The sequence below is a fragment of the Fimbriimonas ginsengisoli Gsoil 348 genome, from assembly GCF_000724625.1.
Lineage (GTDB): Bacteria > Armatimonadota > Fimbriimonadia > Fimbriimonadales > Fimbriimonadaceae > Fimbriimonas > Fimbriimonas ginsengisoli.
This window is the reverse complement of record NZ_CP007139.1, coordinates 3544542-3570670: the sequence shown is the minus strand read 5'-3', so window position 1 is coordinate 3570670 and position 26129 is coordinate 3544542. Positions and strand designations below refer to the sequence as shown.

Here is a 26129-nt window from a genome sequence, read left to right as displayed (position 1 = left end):
GGCGTTTATTCTGACCGAATAGGAGTCGAACCGTCTGCGAGACCCTGGCTTTGGGCCTGAAGTCTTTCCCAGTATTGGTCCTGGCGATGAAGGTTGATGTTTATCAGCGCCGGCTCGGCCTTGAGCGCATCGATCACCGCGTTAAGCCGGAGCGGCTGTCCATCCTTGTAAAGGCGCGCATAGAGCGCCTCCGCCAGCTCGAAATCTTCAGGGTAGTCGATGGTGAGCCGGACGTCTTCGCTGAACTTCTGGGTCTCCGGATCGAGCACCGAGAAGTTGCCGAGTTGGAACCGCTCCGGCTGCTTCTCAAAGAAGTAACCCCAGCCGTCGAGCCCTTCCGTCGTGCGCTCGGCGCATAGGGTCGCCATCGCGTTTCGGCTGATCGCCCGCGCCCAGGCGCCGATCGGGTTCCCTTCGATGTGCACCCAGTCGCCGCCGTTCTTCTCGACATACTCGAGGAGCGCGTCGATATGCGCCGGGTCGGTGTAATGCTCGTCAGTCTCGCAGAGGATGAAGGTCTCGACACCGAACTTGTCGCACGCCTGGAGCAATCGCTGCGGAACGTCCATTTCCGGTCCCCGGAACACGTCGATCCCATACTCCTCAGCTACCGCCGCCAGCTCGTCGTCGGCGGGCGAGTCGGTCGTGCAGAGCACGAGCCGCTCGGGAAGCTGGGCAAGCTTCATTCGGTCGAAGTGGTGAAGGATGAGTGCGCGTCCCTCGATCGGGAGAAGCACCTTTCGCGGGAGCCGGCTCGAGCCGGTGCGAGCAACGAAGAAAACTGCGGAAGCGCCGCGGGCCATAGGTCGGGATATTACCTAGGCATTTTCAAAATTCAGGCCCCATGGCTCTGCCCTGGGTTCGACGGCCTACCGGTTCACTCCACGCATTCCGCCCCGTGTCCAAAGCACTGCGACCGCGAGAAGCAAGAGAATGCCACCCCCCTCGTAAGCCGCCCGGTCCGGATGCGAGATGGCGTCTTGCGCGATCGGGAACAGCACCAAAAGGTTGACCGCTACGACCAGCAGCGTCATCCTTACATGCTTCCCGCCCATTCGCTTAGTGCCGACCTGGAACGCGTGGGTGCGGTGCGGCTCCGTGAACTTCTCCTTGTTGAGAATGCGGCAGATGAGCGTGACCGTCGTGTCCACGAAGAACACCCCCAACACGAGCGGCCAGAACCAAAACCCGACCCCCGCCTTCATCCCCGCGACGGCCAAGGTGGCGAAGGTAAATCCGAGAAAGGTGCTTCCCACGTCCCCCATGAAGATCTTGGCCGGCGGCCAGTTAAAGAAGAGGAACCCAAGCGCCCCCATCGCGATGCTCCCGCCGAGGAGGCCGAGACCGGTCTGGTGGTGCGCCAAGAGCACCACCGCCGAGAAGAGCCCAACGGTTACCGCCTCACTTCCGGTGAGGCCGTCGATCCCGTCCATGAAGTTGTAGAGGTTGACCGTCCAAGTCATCGCGATCACCGCCACGACGTTTCCGACCGGACCCATAGTTAGCTTTGTAAAGCCAAGGTCGAGCGTATCCAACCCGCCCAAAAGCGCCAGGGCGAGGGCGCAGCCGCCCGCCTGAACCAGGTAGCGAACCTTGGCAGGCAGACTGACCTGGTCGTCTCGGAAGCTCACTGCGGCAATCGCTCCGCCTCCGATGAAGAAGGCGAAGAAGGTCCGATTGTCCAGATAGCCAAGCAGCCTGAGCAAGACGAGGCTGATCAAAACGATGGCGACGATGGCCAATCCTCCGCCGCGCGGAGTCGGCACCTTGTGCATCCCCCGCTCGGAAGGCTTGTCCATGATCTGCAGGCGGACAAGGTAGTTCCGGACCATGTAGGTGAGCAGGGCGGAGACGATCACCTGCACCACTCCGGCGGCAAGCCAAGCGGGATTCCATTCGGGCGGCATCAGCCCTGAGCCCTCGCTTCGGCGTAGCTTCGGCCACACTCAACCAATCCGTCTTGGATCGATTGAGGCGGCGTCCACGCGAGAAGATCGCGGGCTCGGGAACCGTCGACCACAAAGCTGCCGAAAAGCTGCTCGTACATTTTCTCTTTCCGCGCGAGCCGAGCCAGCCCCCCCACGAGCCCGCTCGGCAGCGGAAACAGTCTAGCCGGTCGTCCTAGCCCAGTGGCGAGCGCGCGGACGATTTCCGGCGTCGACACTTCGTCGGCGTCGGCGACGTTAAAGATTTCACCCGCCGCGCTTGGATGTTCGAGAGTGATGGCCAGGAGATCGGCCAGGTTTCGCACTCCGATCATGCTCCGACGGTTGCGCACGCCTTGGAATGGCAGCGGCAACCCCCGCCGGATCAAACCGAGCAGAGTGCGGAGGTTCCCCGGTACGTTCGGTCCGTACACCAGCGGAGGTCGCACCACCACGGGACCGATTTCCTTCATAGGCAGCAGTATCCGCTCCGCCTCCAGCTTGCTCACCGCGTAATCGTCTCGCGGCGCCGGTTCGTCGGCCGGCGAATATCCGGGCCCCTTGTAGTCGGCGGCTTGACCCCGGCCATGAACGCCGATCGAGCTGACGAATACGAAGCGTCGAACGCCCGCCCTCGCCGCCGCCTCGGCCAGTACCCGCGTTCCCTCCGTATTCACGGCTCGGAATCGGGATATCGCGTCGGCATCCGGTTCGCGCAGCACATGGGCTCGGCCGGCGACGTGGAGCACGGCGTCCACTCCCACCAATGCCTCCGCCCAATCCGTCGTCGGTCCGATGTCTCCGACCTCGACGGCGCGGAGAGAGGCGGCCAACGGTTTCGACTCGGACCCGCCGCGCACGGCCGCCACAAGGTCGTGGCCGGCGAGCCGCTCGACGCAGGCCCGGCCTACAAAACCGGTCGCTCCGGTGAGGAGAATTCTCAAACCGCCGCCCTAAGGCTCTCGGCCGTTTTTGAAAAGGTGTGCTCGGGAGTGTAGAGTCGCTCGACCGCTTCGCGGGCTCGACGACCCATTGCCTCCCGCTCTTCAGCGGAAGTCGCCATCGCCTCAGCAATGGTTTGGATCAACGATTCGGGATCGTCTGGCTTTGCGATCCAGCCGATTCGGTGCTCACGAATGACAAGACCCAGCTCGGATTCTTCTCCGCAAACCCCAATAATCGTCCTGGCCGAGGCCATGACGTTGTACATCCGGCTCGGGACCGACACTCCCTCCATATTGGCGGCGAAAGTGATGAGGGCGACGTCGCACGCGGCCAACGATTCCGAAAGCTCCTCGATGGGGCGGTAGCTCGAGACGGCGACGTTTGACCACTTATGTTCGCGAACCTCATCCTCCAACCTCTTCTTAAAGGCACCGGAGCCGACAAAAAGGAAGAACGCTCTGGGATCCTCACGAAGCCGTTCGAGGACGGTCAAGACGTTCTGAAGCCCGTGGGTTCGGCCCATGTTGCCCGCATATTGGATCACGAAGCGGTCGGCTACGCCGAGCTCCGCAAGGATCCGGTTCCCGACCCGCGGCATTGGTTGAACCTCGTCGACATCACCATAGTTCGGCACGAGATCCATCGGCGGAACGTTCTTTCCATACCGCTTCAACCTCGCCTCGAGCAGCGGGGGAACATCTCGACCAAGGACGATAACCCGCCGCATCCGCGAGATAAGCTTGGCCGACATCTTGTCGATAAGACGGTAAGCGAACCCTTCTTCCGACGTGAGGCCCGCCCGCGCCAGACTCTCCGGATAGACGTCGTGAACGAGCAGCACGCACGGAGCTCCTTTCAGCCGGCAAGCGAGCTGGACGATAAACGGCAAGGTCGGCGGGTTCGTCACCACCAAGACCACGTCTCCCCTCTTCACCCCGAAAAGGGCGTGGAAGAAGGTGGACAGGGTGAGCGAGAGCGCGTTGATGGCCCTCAGCGGCAATACGGTCCGGGGAAACGTCGTGCTGGAGCACCGGACGATCTTCGCGCCGTTATGGGTCTCCCGCTTCAGGGCTCGCACCCCTTTGGCGTCGTACGTGGGCTGGGCGCAGAGGACGTGAACCTCTTCGGTACGGGCCAGCGCCTCCGCGGTGGCGGTGAGTACCCGTCCGGTCGAGGTTCGTTCCGGATAGTAGAGTTCGGAAACGACCCAGATCCGGCGACTCAACGGCCCTTCCCTTCCGGCGTCGGTTTCTCGTTTGGCTCGGTGGAAAGCGGCGGAAAGGTACTTGGCATACTCATCGGGCTTAGGAGATTATGGCGGTCTTGCCGCCATAATCGGGCGATGTTGATCTTTCGCCCTACGCTGGACAACGATTCTCTCACGGCGTTCCTTGTCCGCCAAGCGAATCACCTGGTACCCGATGGCGATGAGCTAACTGTCGAGTCGCTAAGGCCGAGGGTGGCGGAAGCGGTGACTCGGGTTCACGACTGCTTCCGAAATATCAACAAGAAGTATTACCGGGAGGGGAACGACATCCTCTTCAGCCACCTCCACTCGGATCATTGGGCAATGTTCCTGTACCTGGTCTCCAATACCGTGTACCGGGCGGGGGATGAGAATGTAGCGGCGAAGCTTTTCATCTTGAACAAGGCGCTTCACGGGGTCGACGCATTCTACGGGATCGGTCTTCCGGAGACCTTTCTGTTCGTCCATCCGGTCGGCACCGTGCTGGGGAACGCCAAGTACGGGAACTACTTCGTCACCTACCAGAACTGCGCCATCGGAGCGACCGAGAGCGGCTATCCGACGTTCGGGGACGGCGTGGTTTTTTATGCCAAGTCGAGCTGCTTGGGGGGATGCCAAATCGGAGACGAGGTGGTGTTTGGGGCGAACTCGTTCCTTATCGACAAGGACGTTCCGTCCAATTCAGTGGTGATCGGTCAGTTCCCGGGTCAGAAGATCAAGCCTAACGAGATGACCGCGCGGGAGCGGGTTTTCGGCTGGCTCTAAACGCCGTTCCTACCCGAGCCCCCAAGGGGGCGACATCTCAACCCGAAGGGTGTAGCACAGCGGAACCCCTTGTAAAGAGCCCACCAATCCCTCTCAGCGCTGAAAGCGCGACCTCCTAGAACTTACTAGGGTAAGCGCAGCGGAACCCTGGTAAAGAGGCCGACAAGCCCTCCGAGCCCTGAAAGCGGCGACATCAGCCTAACCGAAACACGGGGGAGTCCCAAAAAACCGATGGCTATCGGGTAGAGAGGTAGGGCTTTAGTTCGGTTGCAAGGTCTCGGGTAAAGGTTTCGGCAGCGCTTCGATCTAGGTGGTGGCCGTCGAACGTTTGGTAGGCGCCTTGACGGGTGGGGAGCCACACCGCGCCGGCGGCCTCGACTCTAGAGCGCAAGGCGGCTTCGTCGAACTGGCCCATCTCGTCCTCGATCGCGCGGACCTGCGGTGAAATCGGCGGACGGAAGAGAAACACTTTGAAACCATCCGCTTTGGCATGGGCAACGAATGCGACCAAGCGGTCGATCGCCTCCGGTAGCGCCCCGCCGCGAGCAAAATGGGTCCGGTATTCCGCTTCCGCACTCTTCGTGTCGAAGGTCGAGCGAGTCGCCGGCATCCAGCCACCCGGTTCGAACCATTGCGTGTAGCGGGGTGCGGAGGAGCTGAGGGCACGGCCAAATAACTTGACCGGATCTTCCGGCGTGAAGAAGTAGTTAACGCCGCTTCCGATGTCCTGCAGGTAGTAGTCGACTTCCCGCATCTTCGCCCACTTGTCGTACTCGCTCAGCTTGATGGCGGCGGCGGTGAACATGCGGGGGGTTACCCCGATGACGAGGGCGCGAACCTTGCTGTTCGGGTCGACCACCGTGCGAGCCCGATCCAAGTAGGGCTGGGTGACCCCTTGGCCGCTGAAACCGAAGTTCTCGATTCGCAGTCCGGGCAGCACTTCCTGGGCGACCGCCGGCGAGATGCCTCGGTTCACCCGAGAGTCTCCGATGAAAACGACATCGGCCACGCCGGAAAGGCGCATCTTGCGAACCCAGAAATTAGTCACCTCCCGGGGCGCTTTGTCGATTTTGCCAGCCATAAGGCCGTACACCGGGCAAATGACGGCGGCGACAAGGAGAGCTTGAGTAACGCGTCGGTCCATGGTGGTTGGCTCAGAACTGGAAGTAGATGAAGGCGCCTCCCGGACCGCGCCAGAAGATGCAAACCATGATGAGGAGAGCGACGAAGACCGGGCGAAGGTTCCTTACCGTCGAGTTGTTCGCGTACAGGTTCCGTAGCCAGCCGAAGTAGCTGTTAAGCACCATGGCAATGGCGAGCAGCAGGAAGAAGTACGTGGAGGGATCAACGGCTTTGAGAGGGGCGAGGCTCATTCGCAACGGATTCAGCATCGTCGCGACGATGCTGAACGCCTGATGCGTCGAGTTCGACCGGAAGAAGACCCAGGCGATGGTGACGAGGCCGAAGACGAGAACGGCGGCAAGATGCTTTCCGCCCGGCTTCGTGGCGAGCTTCTTCGGCCAATCGGTAAATCGCTCGACGGTGAGGTAGGTCGCGTGGAGCGCTCCCCAGATGAGGAATGTCCAGGCGGCGCCGTGCCAAATGCCGCTGACGAGCATCGTGATCCACATATTGCGGACCCCCTGCCATGTCGAGCCGCGATTGCCGCCGAGCGGGATGTAAAGGTAATCGCGGAACCACGTGGAGAGCGAGATATGCCACTTACGCCAGAAGTCCTGAACGGACCTCGCTCCATAGGGATGGTTAAAATTCAGCGCGAACTCCAGTCCCATCAGCTTCGCAAATCCGCGGGCGATGTCGGTGTATCCGCTGAAATCGCCGTAGATCTGGAGCGCGAACATGATGGAGATCAGCCACCAGTGCGGAGCCGACGAGACAAACGAGGTGGCCCCGAACGCAGCGTTGACGGCGGGCGCCAGGTTGTCCGCGATGACCATCTTCTTGAAGAAGCCACGCACGATAAGGAGCATCGCTTCCCAGACATCCGAGTCCTCTAGCGGTTTCGGATTGGCCACCTGAGGCAATAGGTGGGCGGCCTTCTCGATGGGACCGGCCACGAGCTGGGGCCAGAGCGAGACGTACGCGAAGAAGTGGAGGATGTTGCGGGTCGGCGTGAGGATGCCTCGGTACGCGCCGATGGTGTAACTCATCGACTGGAACGTATAGAAGCTGATGCCGATCGGCAGCGCCAGTTGCCGCACCGGGATATCCAGGTTGAGACCGGAGAGTTGGAGAACGTGGGATAGGTTCTTCCCAATGAAGAACTGATACTTGAAGAAGAGAAGCAGGCCCAGATTCCCGCTGAGCGAGAGGGTTACCCACAACCGTTTGAGATGGGGGCGGCTGAGAATGCCGAGTCCCGCGAAATAGTCCAGGATCGCCGTGCCCATGAGGAGCAGCAGCCACCAGGGGGTGTCGTAAGCGTAAAAGAAGAAGCTGAACCCGATGATCGTCAGGTACCGGGCGGTTGGACGCCACTTAACAAGCCACCAGACCGAAAAGAAAACGACCGCGAAGACGGCAAAGACGATCGAATTGAACAGCATCGGCGACAAGCGAAGGCGGGTAGGCCCCTTGCGACAGAAAATCTACCTAGTGAGCGCCGCGTCTTGCGCGGTCGTACTCCATTCTGCCCACCCTCTCGCCAACCGAGCGAAATTTCTCGCGGATGAGGCGGTTTCGCAGGAACGCCCGTTCTTACCTGGTTGTTTTACCGTTACGGCGGGGCTATAACCCGTAGGCTACGTAGAAGAAGAACACCCCAGGCAAACCCTCCGTCGAACCGCTAGCTATTTCATGGCGCGATCGGCCGGCGGCCTTGCCAGGATTGCTCAGCTCCAGGAGAGGATTGCAATGAAAGGACGATCGGTGAGCTCAAACAACATGATTCGCTGCAGCGTGGCCCTCACGGGAATCGCCGGATTCTGGGCGCTAATGCTCGCCCACGGAACGCCTCCGCACCGAGCTCCCAAACACCAGGATGCCGTGCCGGGCACGTTGTCGATGTACGTGAGCGTGCCGGACTCCCACTACGATCCGATTTGGGAACCGCTCGACAGCAATGCGACCATCGCCTCCTTCTTCGAGCGGATTGCCAACGTACAGAAAGTCTCCAAGGTGTTCTGGCGAGGGGCTCAGGGCGAGAATTACGTCAACTTGGGAATCCATCGAAAGGAGAATCCTTCTCGTTTCGAGTTCTACTCCGTGTGGGAGAGGTACCTCTACGACACGGTAGGGGTCAACCGGATCGCGGTTCAGGAGGCGCACCGGCGAGGGGTGCAACTGTATATGATGGCTTCCCTGTTCGACTTCGGTGCGTCACCTGAAGCCGAGTACTGGGACACGCTGCCTTACGGGGTGGAAGACGCAACGCTCGCTTCCCATCCGGAGTGGAAGCCGATCGACCGGTTCGGCGAGCGGCGTCAGCCGGGACCCTACGAGCTCTCGATTCCGGCGGCGCGGGCGTATTTGGTAAAGCGCTTTACAGATCAAGCGGTCAACGGCGGGTACGACGGGCTCTTCTTCTACACCTACATGGAGAACTACGCCACCCGCTTCCCGGACGAATTCGGTTATAGCGACGAAGCGGTGGCGGAGTTCAAGCAGAGGTATGGCGTCGACCCAAGGAAAGAAACGTTCGACGTCCAGAAATGGCGCGATCTCAAGGGGGAGTATGTTTCCCAGTTCTTCAGGGAGCTCTCCAAGGCGTTTCACGCCAAAGGGAAAAAACTGACCGTGGCTCTGAGCGCGGCAAACCCGAACCTTCCGCAAGAGTGGCCTCTCAGCGGCGGACGGGTCGCGGTGGGCGCGACGATGGACTGGCAACGTTGGTTGCAGGAAGGGAGCATCGACGAGCTATGCGTCATGGGCGGTACCGCGGATGCGGGCAAGGCGCTCGTCCGCAAGGCGCTTCCGTTCCGCAAGTCGGAGTCGATCTCGGTAACTCTGTTGACCGATCGCCCCTTCTCGCCCGATATGCAGGCGCTCGTCGCCGAAGGGGCGCACCTTACCGGGTGGGGCGCCCCTGGGCAGCAGATGCTACGTCATAACCTGAAGGCGGTCCCCGCGGCCGGGGTAAGGGCGGGGGACTGGAAAGACCGTTCGGAGGCGTTGGCCAGGATCGTCCGCCATGAGATCAAGCCTGAGCCAAGCGAAGTCGAGAAAGATATCGACGACGAAAACCCGATCGTGCGGCGGCAGGCGTTGCGGGCACGAGCCCGGCTCGGCCCGGCGAGCGCCAACGTGTTCGCAGGGCGGCTCTCCGACAGCGAGCCAAGCGTAAGGGTGGCGGCGATCGAGGCGCTCGGCATGTCCGGCGATGCGGCCGCGGCGCCCCTCATTCTGGACCGGCTGCGAGGGGATACGAACTGGATCGAGAAAGAGGTCGCGGTGAAGGCGTTCGTCGCCTTGCGCGGCGTCGCTCAGGACCAGGTCTTGGCGGCGCTGAAAGATCCGTCGGCCAACGTTCGCCAGGTCGCGGTACGGGCGATTATGGGGTGGAAAGATAAGGAGAACACCTTCTTCGATCAACTCCGCCCGCTAGCCCAATCGGACCCGGACGAGGTGACGCGTTACTACGCGCTGCAGGCGATCCTTCCGATTCCGGATCCCGCGTCTTGGGATATCACGATCGCGGGTCTCGATGACCCATCGTCGACCGTTCGCAGCCAGGCGACGAAGAACGTCGCGTCGTTCGCTTCGCGCCTAAGCGGGGATCGGAGGAAGAAGGCGTTCGCAATCCTGAAGGAGCAGTTCGGCCGTTACGGCCAGGGCTCGACGCTTCCGGACGCAGATTGGGCCTGGCGTAACCTTGGGAAGGCACTTGTGCGATTCGGCCCCGAAGGAAGCGCGGCCCTGGAGGCGTTCCGGACGCAAAAGAACGACCCGGTGCTGGCCTTCCGCGCCTATTTGGCGTTGTACGTTCCGTTCTCGACCGGCAAATTCAGCGACAGCTCCCTCGAAGAGGACAAGCGGGTCCACGACACCTATAGCCCAGGCATCCGCTAGTTTCGTCGGGCCTGATGGTCATTCACAAATTGGGTTGACATTCATCTTGCCCGTAGCCCGTGGCTTTAGCCGCGGTTCAAGGCTCCTCCGGGGATAAATCCCCGGGCTACGGGTGAACCTCTATTGTCAATCCATTTTGTTGGTGACCATAAGGCCTCTCTTCTTCCCTTGGGACAGTCTGCTTTGTCGCATCGGACACAAAGAGTCTGATTCGACCCGTAGCCCAGAGATAATTCCGCGATAACCCTTCGTCCGCACCTTCGATCGTTCGGCCGTGTTGGCCGCGACAAGGCTGTGGGGCTTTGGGTCGAGCACTCCCGGGTTTGCTGGGGAATGGTAACGCGAAGCGTTGTAGCCGCAGGTTGGCTCGTACCTGCGCGACAAACCTCAACGATCCACAAGCTTTCTCTGAAAACGAGACGCTCCCACGCAGGTACGAGCCAACCTGCGGCTACAACGCTTCGCCCTTCATAGGAAAGAGGCCAAGCGGAGGAACTCCGCCTGGCCTCTTTGGGCCGATCTCACACTCAGGTTAGCGGGTGAGGGATCGGATTAGGGCGAGGGTGATGCCGGCCGAGGTGACCGATTGGGTAATCGTCGCCAAGGCGTTCTGACGCTCCGCTAGGCGGATCGCTTGCACCTTCGTCGGGACGAGGATGTTGTCTCCGGCTCGGATTCTGACACCCTTTCGGTATCGGTCGAGAGCGCCGGAGGCGCGGACGATGATCGTCGATTTAGGATCGGCGTCGTTCGTCATACCAGCCGCCTTCTGGAGGTAGTAGTCCAGCCCCTTACCCTCTTCGAACACGATGGACGAAGAACGGACGACCGCGCCCGTGACGCTAACCGTGGTCGGCATCTCCGGGATGATAATCACGTCACCGTCTTGCAGAACCGTGTCGTCATGGCTACCCGGATGGCGAACCGCGCCCGAGAGGTTCACGTTCAGGTTCCCCGAGGGGAGCAGCTCCTTCGGACCCAGGACGCGAGCCTTGGTGGCCGCCTCACTGCTAAGAGCGTGGCCAAGGGCGTTGTCGACGGAGATCCCCGTCGTCGGGCCTTGGGCGCCTGGGATTCCTCCGGGCAGAATCGGCGAGGTGGCACCGTTGATGGAACTACCGTTCGAGAACACGATGCGCAACCGGTCCATATCGGCAAGAGCCGCTGCGCGTTTGTACTCGTCCTCCGAGACCAACCGCAGCGTCTCCGCAAGATCCGGCTGGATCTTGAGCTGAAGCGGGGTCGCGAGCTTCGACGGATCGCGATCGAACTCCGCTCCATCGGGGAACGCGTTCGCCGTGAGGCCGCCGGCTCGCTTAATCACATTGCTCAGACGGTCGTCGGAGCCGGTGAGGAGGTAGGGGCCGGGGAAGGCGACCTGACCAAGGACGGTGACGACTCGCGGCCGCACCCGAACGTCGCTCTTCTCAGCAAGAATGACGACGTCGCCGGATTGGAGCTGAGCATTTGCGCTCGGGACTCCACTCAGGATATCCGCCAAGCGAATCCGCTGGAACGGCGTGCCGCGCGGCGTATAGGCATGCGCGATTTCAACCGTGTCCGCGGCGGTCGGCAGCGGTCCGCCGGCCAGCTCGAACAGATCCTTCAGGGTCATGTTGCTCGATTTGGGGAAGACCGACGGGCGCTGAACCGCTCCTTTGATCTCCACCAGCTCATCGACGTGGAACGACACCATTTCCTTGGTGTAGACCGACAACCGATCCCGATCCTGAAGCACCAGATTGGCTTTCGGATCGCCGGCCATGACCTGCCTAAGGTCCAACGGAACGAGCGGTCCCTGGGTGTTGTCCGGATTGACCCGCTGGAGCCAAGCCTTCTCCAAGTAAGCCTTCGGCGTCAGGCCGCCGGAGAACTCGATGAGGTCCTTGACCGTCATGTTGGCCGACCGCGGATAGATCGCCGGCCGTTGAACCGAGCCGGTGATTTCGACCGTCTTGTCGCCCTGAACCTGCGCCATCTCCTTGGTGAAGACATTCAGCTTGTCGCGGTCTTCGAGAAGGATGTTCGCCGCCGGATTGCCGGCGAGTACGGCCTGAAGGTCGACGACAAGCATCGGCCCGGGGGTGTTATCTGGATTGGTGCGCTGCAGGTATGCCCGATCCAGGTACGTGTTGGGCATCACGCCGCCGGCGAGGGCGATCAGGTCCCCAACTCGCATATTCGTCGAGCGCGGAAAGACGTTGGGCCGTTGAACGGCTCCGGAAACTTCGACGGTCTGCGGGCCGACGAAGCCGATTTGCGAGATCGTGTAAAGGGTCAACCGGTCCCTTGGCTCCAAGGGCAGGTTCTGCGTCGGATCGCCGCTGCGGACTCGACCAAGGTCGAGCTGGAACAATTGACCGGGAAGACCGTTCGGCTGCGTTCGCTGCAGGAAGATTCTCGACGAGGCGTCGAGCGTCTCGTTACCGGCAAGCTGGAGCAGGTCTCGAACCGTCATGTTCGCGGATCGAGGGAACTGGCCCGGCCGCTGAACGGCGCCCGCGATTTCCACGAGCTGATCGGGCTGAGCCTGGAACTCCTGGAGCGTGCTGATTCTCAGAACGTCGCGATCTTCGAGGACGAGATTCTGTCGCGTATCGCCGTTAGCGATACGGCCGATGTTAAGTCGGAAGAGTTGACCGGGCGTACCGTCGGCATTGCGGCGCTGCAGGAATGCAACGTCGCCGTACGCGTCGGGCAGGAGGCCGCCGGCCTGAATGAGAAGGTCGCGAATCGTCATTCCCTGAGCGCGAACGAACGCGCCGGGTCGCTGCACCGCGCCGATGATCTCGACCTGGTGCTCGCCGGTCCATTGGAGCTCCGACACCTTGTAGACGACCAGCCGGTCGTTCGGCTTGAGAACCACGTCCGCGTTTAGGTCGTGCCTGAGCGCTTGCCCGAGGTTGATCGGGATCAGGGTCAGAGAGTAATCGGGATTGAGCCGGAAGAGGTCGGCACGCGCCAGACTGGCGTCGGGTCGAACTCCGCGGGCGTTCTCGACCAGGGTCGAAACGCGCATGCCGGGGGTGATCTGGAACTGCCGGGGCTGGTCGACGTCGCCGTCGATCGTCACCATGTTGGTGACATCGGCTCGGATGCTGAAGACGTCGACGACGTCGCCGTCGAAAAGGGAGGGGTTGTCGGCCGTTCCGTTTCGAAGGAGATTGACGTCGATGAGCTGGCGGGCAACCCCGGGCCGAACGGTTTGCACGGAGACCTTTTGTGCGACCGCGTTGGCGCGAATGCCCCCTGCATAAGAAAGAAGATCTTTCAGATGCTCCGTCGGCAGAAGCTCATAGATGGCGGGGCGCTTGACTTCGCCTCGCGCTTCTACTCGCGCCTCCGAGGGTTCGATCTGGATGACGTCGCCGGGCTGGATCGGCACGTCCTGGCTCGCGTCTCCCTTGATAAAGAAACGGTACAGGTCGATCACACGAGTCGGCGTGTTCGCCCGCCGCAGAAGGATGCGGCGCATGGAACCGGTGTCCGCCGGTCCGCCGGAAGCGTACAGCGCGCTGAACATCGTGACGCTGGACGGGACCTGATAGGTGCCAGGGGCGTACGAGTCGCCGAGGATGACGATCGAAATCGTCCGAAGCTCTTTCAGGGTCACGCTAAGCGTGACGTTGCGGATGCTGGTCGCCATTTCCTGGCGAAGCCGGCTCTCAAATTGGGAGAGGGTCTGTCCGCGCGCTACGACCTGGGTCCCGGTTTCCGGTATGACCACGTAGCCGCGGGTGTCGACCTGGACCTCGGCGGTCTTGGGCTCCATCGTCGGGCTGGAGTAGCGAACGATGAGACTGTCGCCCGGTCCGAGCTGGTATCGCTCCGGCACTGGGTTATTGACGGTTTGCTGGCCCTCAGGGCCGGCGATCCCTTGCAGTCCGCCAAGCGGAATTGTCGTTTGAGGGAGGCCGCTCGCTCGTCGCAGCTCGACCGCCTTTCGCGCCCCTTCGAAGAATTGGAAACCGTAGGTTCGGAACGGAACGTAGGTGTTCACAACGCCACCTGCGGGTGATCCGACCAGACCGGGGTTGGTGCCGGCGGCATTCGGGTTGTTGGCGGTCGATGCGCCCGCGGTAGCGACGCCGCCGGTTTGGACCATGGCCGTGGTAGCCCCGGCCGTCGGCGTTCCCGTCGTCGGCGTTCCGGTGGTCTGCGCGCCGGTGGTGGCGACGCCGGTCGTCGGCGTTCCGGTTGTCGCAGCGCCGGTTGTTTGGGCGCCAGTCGTGGGCGCGCCTGTCGTTTGCGCACCTGTCGTGGGTGCTCCGGTGGTCGGCGCTCCGGTGGTTTGGGCTCCCGTGGTCGCGGCTCCGGTGGCTTGAGCTCCAGTGGTGGCGGCGCCGGTAGTGGCGGCCCCGGTCGCTTGCGCTCCAGTAGCGCCCGCTCCGGTCGCGGCGGCTCCGGTCGTAGCGGCTCCGGTCGCCTGCGCCCCGGTTGCAGCAGCGCCGGTGGCGGCAGCTCCAGTAGCGGCGGCGCCGGTCGACTGACTGCCAAATGCGGTTACCGGTATCGATCCGGCGATGAGCGCGAAGCCGAACGCTACGACCAGTAAATGCCGGATGGAAAGTTTGCTGGAAACAGTTTGTTTTCGCTGTTGCATTGCACGTCCTGGCCCGGCGGGATGCCGGACCAACAATTCTTCGGATCGCGAGCGTACCCGCAACCTTATCCGGGCACACTAGGCCCTGTCAAAGTTGCGGTGTACTTCGCCCTCTTCCCTCGCGGACGCGACAAAAGGCAGGCACAAAAAGCAAAAAACTGCTCGTCCCCCTGCCGCCCTTCATCGCGATCCTAGTTTAACAACTCCCGGCTTAGCCGATAAGTTTCCCGAATTCGCACTGGGCCAAAAGAACGACCTTCCGAGGGGGTGGACTTGGACGTAGGTCAGGACGCTCCGTGAACCTCGATCTGAATGCATCCAAGCGGAACGGACGTGCCTTTTGCCAGTAGCCAGACTTGTACGGATCTCTGCCCGGTGTAATTCGGGGCGACCTTTAGCCGGACCCGAACGCGAACGCTCTTACCCGGTAGAACGGTGCCGGAGGAAGCCATCGACTCTCCGATCAGCAGACCAGCGTCGCTGCAACCGCACGAGCTGACAACTTGGTCGATCCGTACCGGCGCCCTCGACGGATTGCGGAATTGGAACTGCCGCTCGACGGTGGCTTCTTTATCGGACCGGGGGGCGGAAATCACGTTGGAGATCGTATGGTCGTCCCGCCGGATATTCGCGGATGTCTCAACGGGGACCAAGGTCTTCTTCGCGCCGGCGGCGCGTGGGGCCAGTGTCACCGGGCGCCCGGACTTGATATCGGATACGGAATCCAAGATTTGATCTACGATGATCTTCGGGTCCGACTCGAGCTCTCCCGCCGTCTCTTTGCTGGAGTATCGGAGGCGGCCCGAACCGTCGATCACGAAAGCGGCCGGACAGGGGAGAGCCCGGTACTTCTCGGCGATGGTGAACTTCGGATCGACGAGGAACCGAGTGGAATCGTTGCCTCCCGGCCACGCGTTGGCCATCTTCTTGACCTCGTCGGTCTTTCCCGAGTAACAGGCAAACGTCTGGACGACCGCACTTCGAGCCCGTCGCGACCATTCTTCGGCCACCAGGCGGCATTCCCGACATTCGCAGAACACAAAAAGCACCGTGGTGCGGCCCCTGAATCGGGTGTTATCCACACGCTCGTTCTTCAGGTCGGTGACGGAGAAGGTGGGGGCGAGTTGGACGGTATCGTTCTGGGGGCCCGGAGGCCCCCAGAAGAGACAGGCCGCGGTGAGCAAAACCGCGTTTGGAATCATCGCGAATCGCCACCTTCCTCGCGATCCCGAATCCCGCTCGGCCACTGGTCGGCTCGAATCGGATCGATCGTCTCACGGCCGGCGGCATTGGCGGTGCGCCGATAGTAGAACCACTGGTAGATTTCGCAAGAGCGGCATCCTTCCGTCTTGACCGAAATCTTCACGCAGAACCGAAGGAAGTTCACGCAAGATCTGGGAGCGGTCGGGAAGGTCAGCGTTACCGGCAGGACCGGGCTGCTTGCGGCAGTCGTTCCGGGCGAGAGCCAATCGACACAATGGCTATATGGGTTGGCCGGATAGGTCGGTCCGCCAAAGTTGAGACCGCTAATCGCCGCTGCATTCGATACGTATCCGAAGACCGGGCCTCCGGGCGGGCAAGAGGTTCCGGTGTTCGCCTGCGAGGAGCTGGCGATGTCGAAGTCGATCGATCTTACGCCGCCGGGGAGGCCGGTGAGCTGAAGGTTCAGCGCGTAGGTACCGGCTCTTGCGGTCGGCCGGAGAGAGTTATCGCGTCCGATCCGGATGTCTCGGCAACACTCCTCGGCGGGAGCGCAGCAGTCTACGTAGACGATTTTCGAGACGGCGTCAATCTGTGCGCACTCGGTCTCGACCTTGAGCTTGACTTTGTAATAGTGGCCGCATACCAGAGGGCGCCGGTGATCGACCGTCTCTCTCGTTACGTCGAAGAGGCCCGTGATGGGGCCGGTTCCGTTCACGATCACGCTGGTGCTGGGGACCTCGTTGTTTCCGTTCTGATCGCACTGGGTGACGGTCCAGCTATAAGTGATCACGCCGACACTTTGGCTCCCGTCGGCCTGCAGGTCCTTGTCGACACAGATCTTTTCGGGCAAGTTAAGAATCGGCTTGCCGAGGCTCTGGTCGCATAGCGAATCGATGTAGGAGTAGCCGAAATGGCCGCCGAAGCCGCAGTCCGTGTTCACAAAGATCGCGACAAGTTGGTGCCCCACCCGCGAGGCGATCGGAATTCGCTGGCACGAGACTCGACGCCAAACGATGTGGCCGCCCGGAACCATGCCGGTTTTGAAAAACGGGTCGGTTTGACTCGCCACTCGCTGGAAGCTGTCGACCATGTTGCCGGCCGTCATGTCGTAGAGCTGGTAAATGAGTCGCGGCTGGTGGTCGGCGTCGTGCCCGGGGTCCTCCAGCACCATTCCGTATTGGAAAGTGAAGTCGGTCATCGTCGGCGGAACCGTGAAGGTCATGACGGCCGCTTCCGCTCCCGAGCCGTTCATCGGATTGCCCAAACGAAGAGTGTGGGCTTGTCCGCCTGGGAACGGTAGTGGCAGGTCTTGCCCATTGCCGCTGCTGGCTCCGGCCAAACTTACGATCGGGTCGTAAGGGCCGTTCCATCCGGGAGGCGCCGTCGCGGCCGTATAGCTGGTCTTCGGCGTAAAGCTTCCGTTCGGGCTCCAACTGGTGACTGGCAGAATCGTGTGACGACTCGAAAGCTGGGTCGTCGCGGTGGGAGCCGGAGGGGTGGTAGCGGCGAGCGTCAACGCGCCGACTCCCGCAAAGGAGCCTTGGTACATGTGCCAGTTGGCAAACGTTCCCAGCTCGAAGCCGCCGTTCGCACAAACTGGCGACGTGGGGCTGCCAAGAGCGCTTAGCTGTTGGGGCGTAAGCAGCGGGGTCCTCAGATCAAAGCCGGATTGGGGAGCCCGGTTTCGGGTCGACGCTAGCCAGGGCGACATTTCGGCAGGGGTGATCCCTTCCTTTCGCGCCCGCTCCTTTTCTTGCGCGGTCGCTTGCTGGGATTTGTCTTGGAGGGTCGGGCTCCCGACGCCGGGAGGAGGGTTGAAGGCCATCGCGAGGGTCGCGGATAGAAGTAGAAGTGTCATTCGCTTTTTCCTTGAATTTGCGTTCAGGCTTGCTCGCGAAATTTCGCGGCGATTGCTAGCGACTCTACAAATGAGGGTGTGACCGATCTGTGACGGGCGGCGAAGTCCTGGGACCGCGATCGCTCGGGGGGCAGCCGGATTGGTCACGCAAAGGCGCTAAGACGCAAAGAGATTCAAGGGGGAAGGGCCTTTCTTTGCATGGGTTAGCTTATTCGGAGGGAGAGCCGGTCTGGAGACCAGCGGTCCATGGAAACTATTCTCGTCACACCGATGGGGTTAGGATGTCGCTGTGATCGATCGCGGCGAGTTCTTTGAACCTGGGGGGACTTTGCCGCCCGGCTCCGCCAGTTATGTGATGAGGCGAGCCGACGAAGAAACGACGGCGGCGCTGTTGTCCTCCGAATTCGTTTTCATCCTGGACTCAAGGCAAAAGGGAAAGTCGTCTCTCATCGTTCGGTCTCTGGAGCGACTGCACGAGCGCGGCATCACCACGCTCCGAATCGACCTCCAGCGCCTGGGGACGAACCTACAGCCCGAGCAGTGGTACGCGGGGCTGCTTCACTCGATTGGCCAAGAGCTCAATCTGACGGCCGTTCTCTTCCGATACTGGAAAGAGAGAACCGATTTCGGCCCTTCTTTCAGGTTCTTCGGAGCGATCGAGGAGGTCGTCCTTCCTTCAATAACTGGACCGGTCGTGGTCTTTGTGGACGAGGTCGACTTTGTGCAGGCGCTTCCGTTCTCCGCCGATGAGTTCTTCGCCGCCATTCGCGAGTGCTACAACCGCCGGGCCAGTTCACCGGAGTTTCGCCGCCTCAGCTTCTGTTTGGCCGGGGTGGCAGCCCCGAGCCAGCTCATCCACAACGAAGACGTGACGCCGTTCAACGTCGGCCGCCGGATCGAGCTGACCGACTTCACCTTGGAGGAGACCGATGCTTACTCCGCGGAGTTATCGCGGCATGGGCGCGATGGCAAAGCGATCTTGCGCCGGATTCACTATTGGGTGAGCGGACACCCTTACCTAACCCAGCTGTTGGCGTTTTTGGTGGTGACCGACGCGAGCGTCGTCAAACCGAGCGACGTCGACGCGCTTGTCGAGCGCCGGCTGCTGAGCTCGGAGGCACGCCAGAGAGAGCCGAATATCGCGGATGCCGAAAGACGCTTACTCGAGGCGTCCTTGCCCGGAGTATCGAAGGAGGAATCGCGCAACCAGCTTCTGGAGGTGTATCGCCTGCTGCTTCGCCGGAATCTCATTTCGGCCCACCACGAGGAAGCGCTCATTTCGACTCTGCTCCTCTCAGGCATCGCGGTCGAGGAAGCGGGGACGCTGCGGATCCGAAACCGGCTCTATCGCACGCTCTTCGACGAACGCTGGCGCCGGACTAACCTTCCCGATGCCGAAGTTCGACGTCAACGCGCGGCTTCGGCCGGCGCGACTCGAAGAGTCGCGGGGATTTCGCTTGCGCTTTTATCGGCGGTCTCCCTGGTCGCGGTTTGGCTGCTGGCGCTCACTCGTGACCGAGACCGGGCTCTCGCGGAAAGCCGGCGTCTCTCGCGCGAAAACACCAAGATCGCTTATCAAAGCTCGATGGCGCTGGCCTCCGAGCGGATTCAGGAAGGGAGCTATCTCAAGGCGCGCCAGCTAATCGAAAGCCAGCGTAAGTCGCCGCAACGGGGCTGGGAATGGGGGTTCCTGAACGCCACTTTAGGGGAACCGACGGTATTGCGCCCTCCGGAAATCCCGGGCCGCTCCCAAGTTTTCTCGTATTCCGCCTGGATAGAAGGTGGCTCGCTCATCGAGGCCCGCGATCGCGACCTTCTGGTTAACGGGAAGCGTGTCGCCTCCGTAGCCAACCCAACTAGCCTGGTTCGCCTTGCTTACTGGCTTCGCCTCACTCGCGACGAACATCCTCTCCTTGACCGAGTCCGAGCCGGTATCGGAGTCTTCTCTGCCGTGCTAAGCGAGACGATGAGCCTAAGCGGCGATATGCGAACGGTCGTCCTCGGAAGCCGAAAAGCGAGAGGATTTACATTGGTCGACCGAGTTAACGGCCAACGCAGATTTGTAGACACGCCGGTGGAGCCCATGGGACTCACCTTCTCTCACGATGGCCGGCTACTTTCCATCATCGGCATGGGCGACCAGCCCCTCTTGTATAACATCGCAACTCATAAGAGCACCCCGGTAAGCGGTGTCTTCAGTCCGGACGACAAGCTGATCGCGTCATTGAAACTGTCACCCATCCTGTCGATCATGCGGACCGTCGACGGATCGACCGTCGCTCGCCTCGCGGGCCATACCGCTCCCGTCATGGACACGCTGTGGCTGCGCAGCGACCCGAATAAGATCGTTACCTGCAGTTACGACGGAACGGCCCGCATCTGGGACGTCGCCCAGCAAAAACTCCTCAATCTCTTTGTAAGCGACCGATCCGGGTTATACAGCGTCGATATGAGCCCCGACGGCCGAACCATCCTCGCCACCACGCAGGAAAAGGGGCTGTTGCGTTGGGACACCGATTCAAAACCGCCGCTTCAAAAAATCTTGGTTCACCGATTGGACGTGCTTTCCATCAAGACGTCGCCAACCGGAACGCGGGCAATCACCACTTCGAGAGATGGAACGGCTGTCCTCTTGGATATCGCCTCGGGAAGTCCAGTCGCCACCTATAGGGTAGGCGTGCCCCTCGCGGCGCTCCCCGCGGTGTTCTCCAACGATGGTGGACTGTTAGCCCTCGTCGACAACGACGGAACGATTTTGTTTATCGAGCCCCGGGGAGGCCGAGTGTTGCGCCGCTTGAGTATTCCCGGCAAACATCCGGTTGCCGCGGCGTTCTCGCCCAAAGAAGGGATAGCCTTTCCGCTGCTCGGCGGTGGAATTGCGTACTTGTCCGATTGGCGAGCCAATCCGGTCTTGTTTGCCTCGCCATCTTTCGTCTGCAACCGCCTCTGTTTTTCCCCGGACGGGAAAACGGTCGCGGTTAGCTCTATTGGCGGCGACGTCGCGCTTCTCGAACCAAAGACGATGAAGACGGTGCGTCTCGTGAAAAAGCTTGCCTCGATGGTTACCGACATCGAATTCTCCGGCAATGGAAAGTGGCTTTCGGCCTCATGCCGCGACTCCAACGGCTACCTGTTTCCCCTCGATGGTTCGGGACGAGAGCAGATCCTCCGGGGGCACGGCGCGAGGCTTTGGCAAGCGAGATTCTCACCGGATAGCTCAAAAGTGCTCAGCACCTCCTACGACGGAACGGCCCGCATCTGGAACGTGAAAGACGGCTCGCAGGGACCGATCCTGCAGCACGGGTCGTGGGTCTCGGCCGCGGAGTGGTCGCCCGATGGCCGGCGTATCGTTACCTCGTGCGCGGATCGCTACGTCCGCATCTTCGACGCCGACGACGGATTCGAGATCCTAAAACTGAGTGGGCACACCGACTCTGTCCTCGACGCCGAATTTACGCGCGATGGAAAAACATTGGTGACGTCCAGCGCGGACCACACGGTCCGCTTCTGGCGTAGCGAGAGGATCACCCCGACCCGAGTAGGTAGCGCTCCAGGAACGGCCGGTAAGCGGGCACCCTGAATTCGAGTTGGCCCGACGTGTTCCGGATGAGCATTCCGCCGGCCATGAGGCGTAGCGGGGTCTTTGGATCGGAGAACGGTTGGCGGCGGAGGAACCTCGCAATCTCCTCGCGGGTAATCGGATCACGCGAGGTGACGAAAAGAAGCCGCCGGAGATGCTCGCCAAACGGACCGTCCTCATCGACGGCGTTCCTCTGCAGCGACTCGACGGTTCCTCCGCCGTGAACCAATGCGTCGAGCGCTTTTCGGGTGAGGAACGGCTGTCCTCCGGTGAGGTCGAAAAGGCGGCGAACGTCTTGATGGGCTAGACGCAGACCATAGCGAAGGCTTAACTCCTCTACGTCCGCCTCGGCAAAGTCCCTCACCGGAATCCGGATCCCGACATTGAACGGAGACTGGTTGATGTCCTGGATAAACAGGTGCGCCTCCGTGGCATAGGAGATCACCAGAGATAGGCGGGAGAACGGCCCTCCGGAATCCATGGCTCGAAGGTTGTGCCAACTCCGCACGAGGCCGAAGAAGTCGTCGGCGAATTCTACGCCGAACAGACGGTCCGCTTCGTCCATCGCCCAGACGACCGGACCCTCGACCTGGCGCAATACCGCTTCGACGACTGAGTGAAGATTCGAGTTGGGGCCGATCCAATCGTTCCATACCTCGGCGAAATCGACTCGAACTCCGAGCTGAGTCGCGAATCCGTAGGCAAGCGCCCGGCTGAACGAGTCGGCATCGGCCATCTGAGGGCGGCTGAGAACCTGGAAGTCGGTGATGGCGACCTTAAAATCGGCGCGAGCTCCATTCAACACCCGCCCAAGCAGAGAGGTCTTTCCTACTTGGCGGGGGCCATGAATGAGAATCGTTGCTTCCGAGCGAGCGATCGCCCGGCGAAATACCTGGTCGCACTCTCGCGAGATATAGAAGGAGGAGTTCGCTGAAATCGCCCCACCCGGCGACTCCGGCGGGGCCTCTCGGAGGGGCGGAGGTTCCCGTTGGCCCCAAAGGGCTTCGAACGTCTCTACGCTTTTCTGGGAGGGGGACTCGCCCCACTGGTTGCTTAGAAGCGACTCGAGCTCTTCGAATTGGCGGATCGCCTCCGTTCGCAGCCCCGAGGAGGCGTAGGCCCGGATGAGGGCCATGTGTACGTCTTCCCTCAACGGGGCGGCGATGACGGCTTGGCGGCCAATTCTTAGCGCCTCGTCGTACTTTTCGGAGCTTAAGAGGAGCGCGATCATCTGCTCCACGGACTGGCCGAATCGCTCCTCCAACTCCATCCGGTGAACCTGGAGCCACGGCTCTTCCTCCTCGGCCAGAAGCGGGCCGCCGTAAAGCTTCAGCGCCGCTCGAAGGTTTTGCTCAGACTCGTTCCCTTCGAGACCGGCGTCGGTGAGGCGCTTGAATCGGTCGACATCGGTCTGGACTTGGGCGGAGTCGAGCCAAAGGCGATCGCCGTGCGAAAGTACCACGGTTGAGCCGTCCTCCAATACTTGCCGAATATCGGAGATCGCCTTCCTTAGGTTTTGCGCCTGACGGTCCCCATCGCTGGCGGGCCAAAGCGCCTCAAGAAGCTCACCCTTGTGAACTGCGTGCCCAAGCCGGAGGGCGAGGGAGGCGAGCAGCCTCTCGGCGGTACGGGAGCGAAATCGCTGCGGTTGATCCGGGCTCCGGCCAAGGACCACTCGAAAGCTGCCCAGTAGTTGAATCCAGACAGCCGGGGCTTGCGCGGTTACTTCCACGTGCTTTCTATCTTCACCGTGCCGAAACTATCCTTATCTTACACAAAGGCGAGCCTTGGACCGCTGCTCTCCAGAGCGGCCTCCTGACCCCGGGCGTCTCGCGCGTTCCCGGTGTACTTCGTACACCGGGATGAGCCGCTCTCCAGAGCGGCGGTCCGCTAGGGGTATTTGCTCTCGAACGCTACGAAGGCGCGCTCCAGGCGGAGCTGGACGCGCATCTTCTCGGAGGCGCGGAGCATTTGTTCGGCCTCGGCGGTCTGCTTCCAACCCGGGGCTCGGGCGCCTTGGAATGGCCCGGCAAGCTGTGCGTAGTTTCGGCCTTCGTAAAGCGAGCGACCGGGGAGGAAGGAATACTCGATGGAGTTTCGGGCCATCTCTTTGAGGTCGCGGTAGGTCATCCCTTGGTCGCGGACGGCGCGGACCCATTCGAGGGTCATCGTGCTTCGGCTGACCCCTTCGTCGTCGGTGTTGAGGAAGACGGGGATGCCGTTGGCGCGGTAGAGGCGAAGCGGGTGGCGGTCGCCGGAGACGCCGAGGATGGAGGCGTTGCTGGTGAGGCAGATCTCGACGGCGATTCCCAGCTTTCGCATCTCGTCGAATAGGCCGTCGAGATCGTCTTCCCAGGCGATGGAGACTCCGTGGCCTATCCGCTTGGCGTGGCCGATCTCGATGGTTTTCCTTATTCGGTCGCGCATCGCGTCGGGGGGTGAGATGGCGGTCGTCAGCTCGCCGCCGTGGAGAGTCAGGTTCGGCTTGCCGAGGTTTCTCCAGAGGAAATCGATCATCCGCATCTGGCTCTCGAAGTTTTGGCGGGAGAGCGGATGGTCTTCGGGGGCGACCATGTTCATGGCGCAAACGCGGGGCTCGCGGGCGGCCAAGAAGATGCCGGCGGCGGCGTTGGCGAAGAAGCTGTCGGCGGACGCGAGCCGGTTGATCGAATAGACCCACCGGACCGTCATCGGCTCGTCGGCACTCGTGAACGATCTTTGGCCTATGCGGGCGGCGAGCTTTTCGCGTTCGTCAAGGTTCTTGGTTGTAGCGGTCAGCAGCTTTTCCAGCCGGGGGCGCAGGATATCGAGCGCCCTGGCCATATCCGCGCTGGATGGCGTGTCTTTGAAGTACTCGTTCAGGGCGTCGCTGGGGGAAGGGCCGGCCATCAGCTCCATGTATTGGAGGTTTTGCCGCTTTGCGCGGCCGATGACCTCGGCGAAGAATTCCTCTTCGGGAACCGCGTTGAGCGCACCTCCGAAGATGCCGAACGTCTCAAAGAAGTGGTCGTGGCCGCTTTGGGCCTCGCCGGTCCAGCCGCGCATGCTGGCGGCGTTTAGGAATTGGTAGAGGAGGGCGTTGTTCGTCAGCAGGTTCTTGGCTGGCACCTTCGTGCTGTCGGTGCCGAACCGGGAGGTGGCGGGGTCGAAGAAGAGCCCCTGCTGGATCGCGGCGTCCAGCATGCCGTCGGTGTAATAAGCGCCGGAGGCGTGGTTGTGGAGGTCGCCCCCTTTTGGAACGCGCTTGAGGAAGGCAATGAGCTCCGGTTCGGTCCGCTTCGCCCGCTCGAAGGCGCGTTCCGCCCCCTTTTCGTCTGCGACCGCTACGCTCGTCAGCGCGATCAGTAATCCAAGAACCAGTTTGCCCCTCATTATCTTCCCCGTCCGTACGCGTCGCTCCATGCGCGACGATATTTTGTGTGCACGTATCTTGCCACTTTGAAGATGCTAGGTGATCTATCCGCGGGCATCAATTGCTCGGTGAAGGCCATTTCGTAGCCCGCGGAGGCGGCGGCGCGGGCGACCCGGGAGTCGAATTTGCCATTCGGATAGGCGAGGAAGCGGACCGTGTGGCCGAGGTGGGCTTCGAGGGCGTGTTTGGAGCCGGCCATCTCCTCGTTGAGCGCCTTTTGCTTGAGGGTCCGGAGGTCGGCCGGGTGGGTTCTCGTTTGCGAGGCGACGGTTACGAGCCCTTCGCGGTCGAGCTCTTGGAGCTGGCCCCAGCTCATCTTGGGCCGACCGATGGAGGAGCCGACAAAGTCGGTGTGGACGAACATCGCGACCGGGATTTGGCGCCGCCGAAGGATCGGGAGAGCTCGGCCGTAGAAGCCGAGGTAGTTGTCGGCGAAGGTGATGGCGATCGCCTTCGAAGGGAGCTTTGCCCCCCGGGTGAGGTGATCGTAGAGCTGGGCGATGGAAATGAAGTGGGCGCCGTTTGCGGCGAGCCAGTCGAGCTGCTGCTCGAATTCTTGGGGCGTGCAGTCGAACCAGAGGGCGCCGGGACCGCGATCGGGCACCATGTCGTGGTAGGTGAGAACGGGGGTGCGGGTCCGAAGGTCGTGGCGTATTTCAGGCTGTCCGGCCAAGAGCAGGACTGCAAACGTGGCGAGCATGGGATGATTGTCGCTCAATTCGAGTTTTACGCCGCAGGCGGCAAGCACCCATCCCTATGCCAATATTTGGCCATGTCAACCCGCTACATCGTGCGCGACGTCGAGGAGAGCCTCGCATTTTACGTGGGGCTTCTCGGATTTCGAGAGGTCGAGAAGTGGGGGAGCGCGTTCGCGATTGTCGAATTGGACGGGGCTACTTTATGGCTGAGCGGCCCCGAGAGCTCGGCGGCGAAGGCGATGCCGGACGGACGCAAGCCGGAGCCAGGCGGGTGGAACCGGATTGTCGTCGGCTCGGAAGATCTTGAAGGGCTTATTAGCACCTTACGCGGGGCCGGAGTCGTCTTCCGAAACGAGCCGTTATCGGGCCCAGGCGGCACTCAGGTCCTCATCGAGGACCCGAGCGGGAATCCGATCGAGCTATTCCAAGCCCGCTAGGCGACGGTAACCTCCGCGCGCTGACAGAGGCTGAACCAGTTTCCGGAGTCGTCTTGGAGCACCGCTTCGATGCCGTAGAACTGCTCCTCGGGTTCGGAGCGGAACTTCACTCCCTTCGCTTTAAGCTCCTCGTAGGTCTTGCGGATGTCCGGCGATTCCATGGCGCCGACGCCGAAGTGGCCTTTTTGAACGAGGGTCCTCATCGCCGCGGCGGCTTCCTCGTCGAGCGCCATTCCCGGCTTGATCGCCATAAGGGAGATCTCGAGATCGGGTTGCTCGGGCGGGGTGACGGTTAGCCAGCGAAATCCTTCGCCGTACTCGGCGTCGGTGTTTACCTTGAAGCCAAGTTTGTCGACGTAGAACTCCTTAGCCGAGTCTTGATCGAGAACGTAGATGCAAACGTGGGACAGCTTCGTGACCATGCATCTA

At 61.6% G+C, this 26129-nt stretch carries 17 protein-coding genes; 4 read left to right on the top strand and 13 right to left on the bottom strand.

Translation table 11 applies throughout. The features are described 5' to 3' along the window. Positions 1-5: 5 nt before the first annotated feature. From OP10G_RS16055 to OP10G_RS16040, 4 genes are all read right to left on the bottom strand, one after another. On the bottom strand, positions 6-803 hold the full coding sequence (locus OP10G_RS16055; protein ID WP_025229422.1) for a cytidylyltransferase domain-containing protein: 798 nt from the start codon (positions 801-803) through the stop codon (positions 6-8). 66 nt (positions 804-869) lie between these two features. After that, positions 870-1907, bottom strand: coding sequence for an MraY family glycosyltransferase (locus tag OP10G_RS16050; RefSeq protein ID WP_025229423.1), 1038 nt, complete (start codon positions 1905-1907; stop codon positions 870-872). Then, positions 1907-2869: an NAD-dependent epimerase/dehydratase family protein gene (locus OP10G_RS16045; RefSeq protein ID WP_025229424.1), complete on the bottom strand. Its 963-nt coding sequence runs from the start codon at positions 2867-2869 to the stop codon at positions 1907-1909. The genes OP10G_RS16050 and OP10G_RS16045 overlap by 1 nt, the downstream gene beginning before the upstream one ends. Then, positions 2866-4095: a glycosyltransferase family 4 protein gene (locus tag OP10G_RS16040; protein WP_025229425.1), complete on the bottom strand. Its 1230-nt coding sequence runs from the start codon at positions 4093-4095 to the stop codon at positions 2866-2868. Before OP10G_RS16040 ends, OP10G_RS16045 begins: the two co-directional genes overlap by 4 nt. A gap of 117 nt (positions 4096-4212) precedes the next feature. Here OP10G_RS16040 and OP10G_RS16035 point away from each other — a divergent pair, with 117 nt between their 5' ends. Further along, positions 4213-4881 (top strand): LbetaH domain-containing protein, encoded by a 669-nt coding sequence (locus OP10G_RS16035; RefSeq protein WP_025229426.1) that lies wholly within the window; start codon positions 4213-4215, stop codon positions 4879-4881. Positions 4882-5116: 235 nt separating this feature from the next. Here the strand turns inward: OP10G_RS16035 and OP10G_RS16030 are convergent, their stop codons facing one another. Next, on the bottom strand, positions 5117-6025 hold the full coding sequence (locus tag OP10G_RS16030; protein WP_025229427.1) for an SGNH/GDSL hydrolase family protein: 909 nt from the start codon (positions 6023-6025) through the stop codon (positions 5117-5119). A 10-nt stretch (positions 6026-6035) separates the two neighbouring features. After that, positions 6036-7448 carry an MBOAT family O-acyltransferase gene (locus tag OP10G_RS16025; protein ID WP_025229428.1) on the bottom strand — a complete coding sequence of 471 codons (1413 nt, stop codon included), beginning with the start codon at positions 7446-7448 and terminating at the stop codon, positions 6036-6038. Positions 7449-7785: 337 nt separating this feature from the next. Here OP10G_RS16025 and OP10G_RS16020 point away from each other — a divergent pair, with 337 nt between their 5' ends. Continuing rightward, positions 7786-9909, top strand: coding sequence for a HEAT repeat domain-containing protein (locus OP10G_RS16020; protein ID WP_158409257.1), 2124 nt, complete (start codon positions 7786-7788; stop codon positions 9907-9909). A gap of 532 nt (positions 9910-10441) precedes the next feature. Here the strand turns inward: OP10G_RS16020 and OP10G_RS16015 are convergent. The 3 genes from OP10G_RS16015 to OP10G_RS16005 all read right to left on the bottom strand — a co-directional run bounded on the left by OP10G_RS16015 (position 10442) and on the right by OP10G_RS16005 (position 17573). Beyond that, positions 10442-14512 (bottom strand): SLBB domain-containing protein, encoded by a 4071-nt coding sequence (locus tag OP10G_RS16015; protein WP_025229430.1) that lies wholly within the window; start codon positions 14510-14512, stop codon positions 10442-10444. Positions 14513-14796: 284 nt separating this feature from the next. After that, positions 14797-15714: a redoxin domain-containing protein gene (locus OP10G_RS16010; RefSeq protein WP_025229431.1), complete on the bottom strand. Its 918-nt coding sequence runs from the start codon at positions 15712-15714 to the stop codon at positions 14797-14799. Continuing rightward, positions 15711-17573: a hypothetical protein gene (locus tag OP10G_RS16005; protein ID WP_025229432.1), complete on the bottom strand. Its 1863-nt coding sequence runs from the start codon at positions 17571-17573 to the stop codon at positions 15711-15713. The genes OP10G_RS16010 and OP10G_RS16005 overlap by 4 nt, the downstream gene beginning before the upstream one ends. Before the next feature lie 289 nt (positions 17574-17862). On the opposite strand from OP10G_RS16005, the gene OP10G_RS24835 reads away from it, so the two are divergent. Then, entirely contained in the window at positions 17863-21153 is a 3291-nt protein-coding gene (locus OP10G_RS24835) for an AAA-like domain-containing protein (protein WP_025229433.1), read from the top strand. Here the strand turns inward: OP10G_RS24835 and OP10G_RS15995 are convergent. From OP10G_RS15995 to OP10G_RS15985, 3 genes are all read right to left on the bottom strand, one after another. Beyond that, a complete protein-coding gene (locus OP10G_RS15995) occupies positions 21098-22885 on the bottom strand; it encodes an AfsR/SARP family transcriptional regulator (RefSeq protein ID WP_025229434.1) in 1788 nt (595 codons plus the stop codon). The two genes, OP10G_RS24835 and OP10G_RS15995, sit on opposite strands and share 56 nt — an antisense overlap. 158 nt (positions 22886-23043) lie before the next feature. Beyond that, entirely contained in the window at positions 23044-24525 is a 1482-nt protein-coding gene (locus tag OP10G_RS15990) for an adenosine deaminase family protein (protein ID WP_025229435.1), read from the bottom strand. Then, a complete protein-coding gene (locus OP10G_RS15985; protein ID WP_025229436.1) occupies positions 24525-25265 on the bottom strand; it encodes a polysaccharide deacetylase family protein in 741 nt (246 codons plus the stop codon). The genes OP10G_RS15990 and OP10G_RS15985 overlap by 1 nt, the downstream gene beginning before the upstream one ends. Positions 25266-25337: 72 nt before the next feature. On the opposite strand from OP10G_RS15985, the gene OP10G_RS15980 reads away from it, so the two are divergent. Continuing rightward, a complete protein-coding gene (locus OP10G_RS15980; RefSeq protein WP_038475586.1) occupies positions 25338-25700 on the top strand; it encodes a VOC family protein in 363 nt (120 codons plus the stop codon). Here OP10G_RS15980 and OP10G_RS15975 read toward each other — a convergent pair. After that, entirely contained in the window at positions 25697-26122 is a 426-nt protein-coding gene (locus OP10G_RS15975) for a VOC family protein (protein WP_025229438.1), read from the bottom strand. The two genes, OP10G_RS15980 and OP10G_RS15975, sit on opposite strands and share 4 nt — an antisense overlap. Positions 26123-26129: the final 7 nt, after the last annotated feature.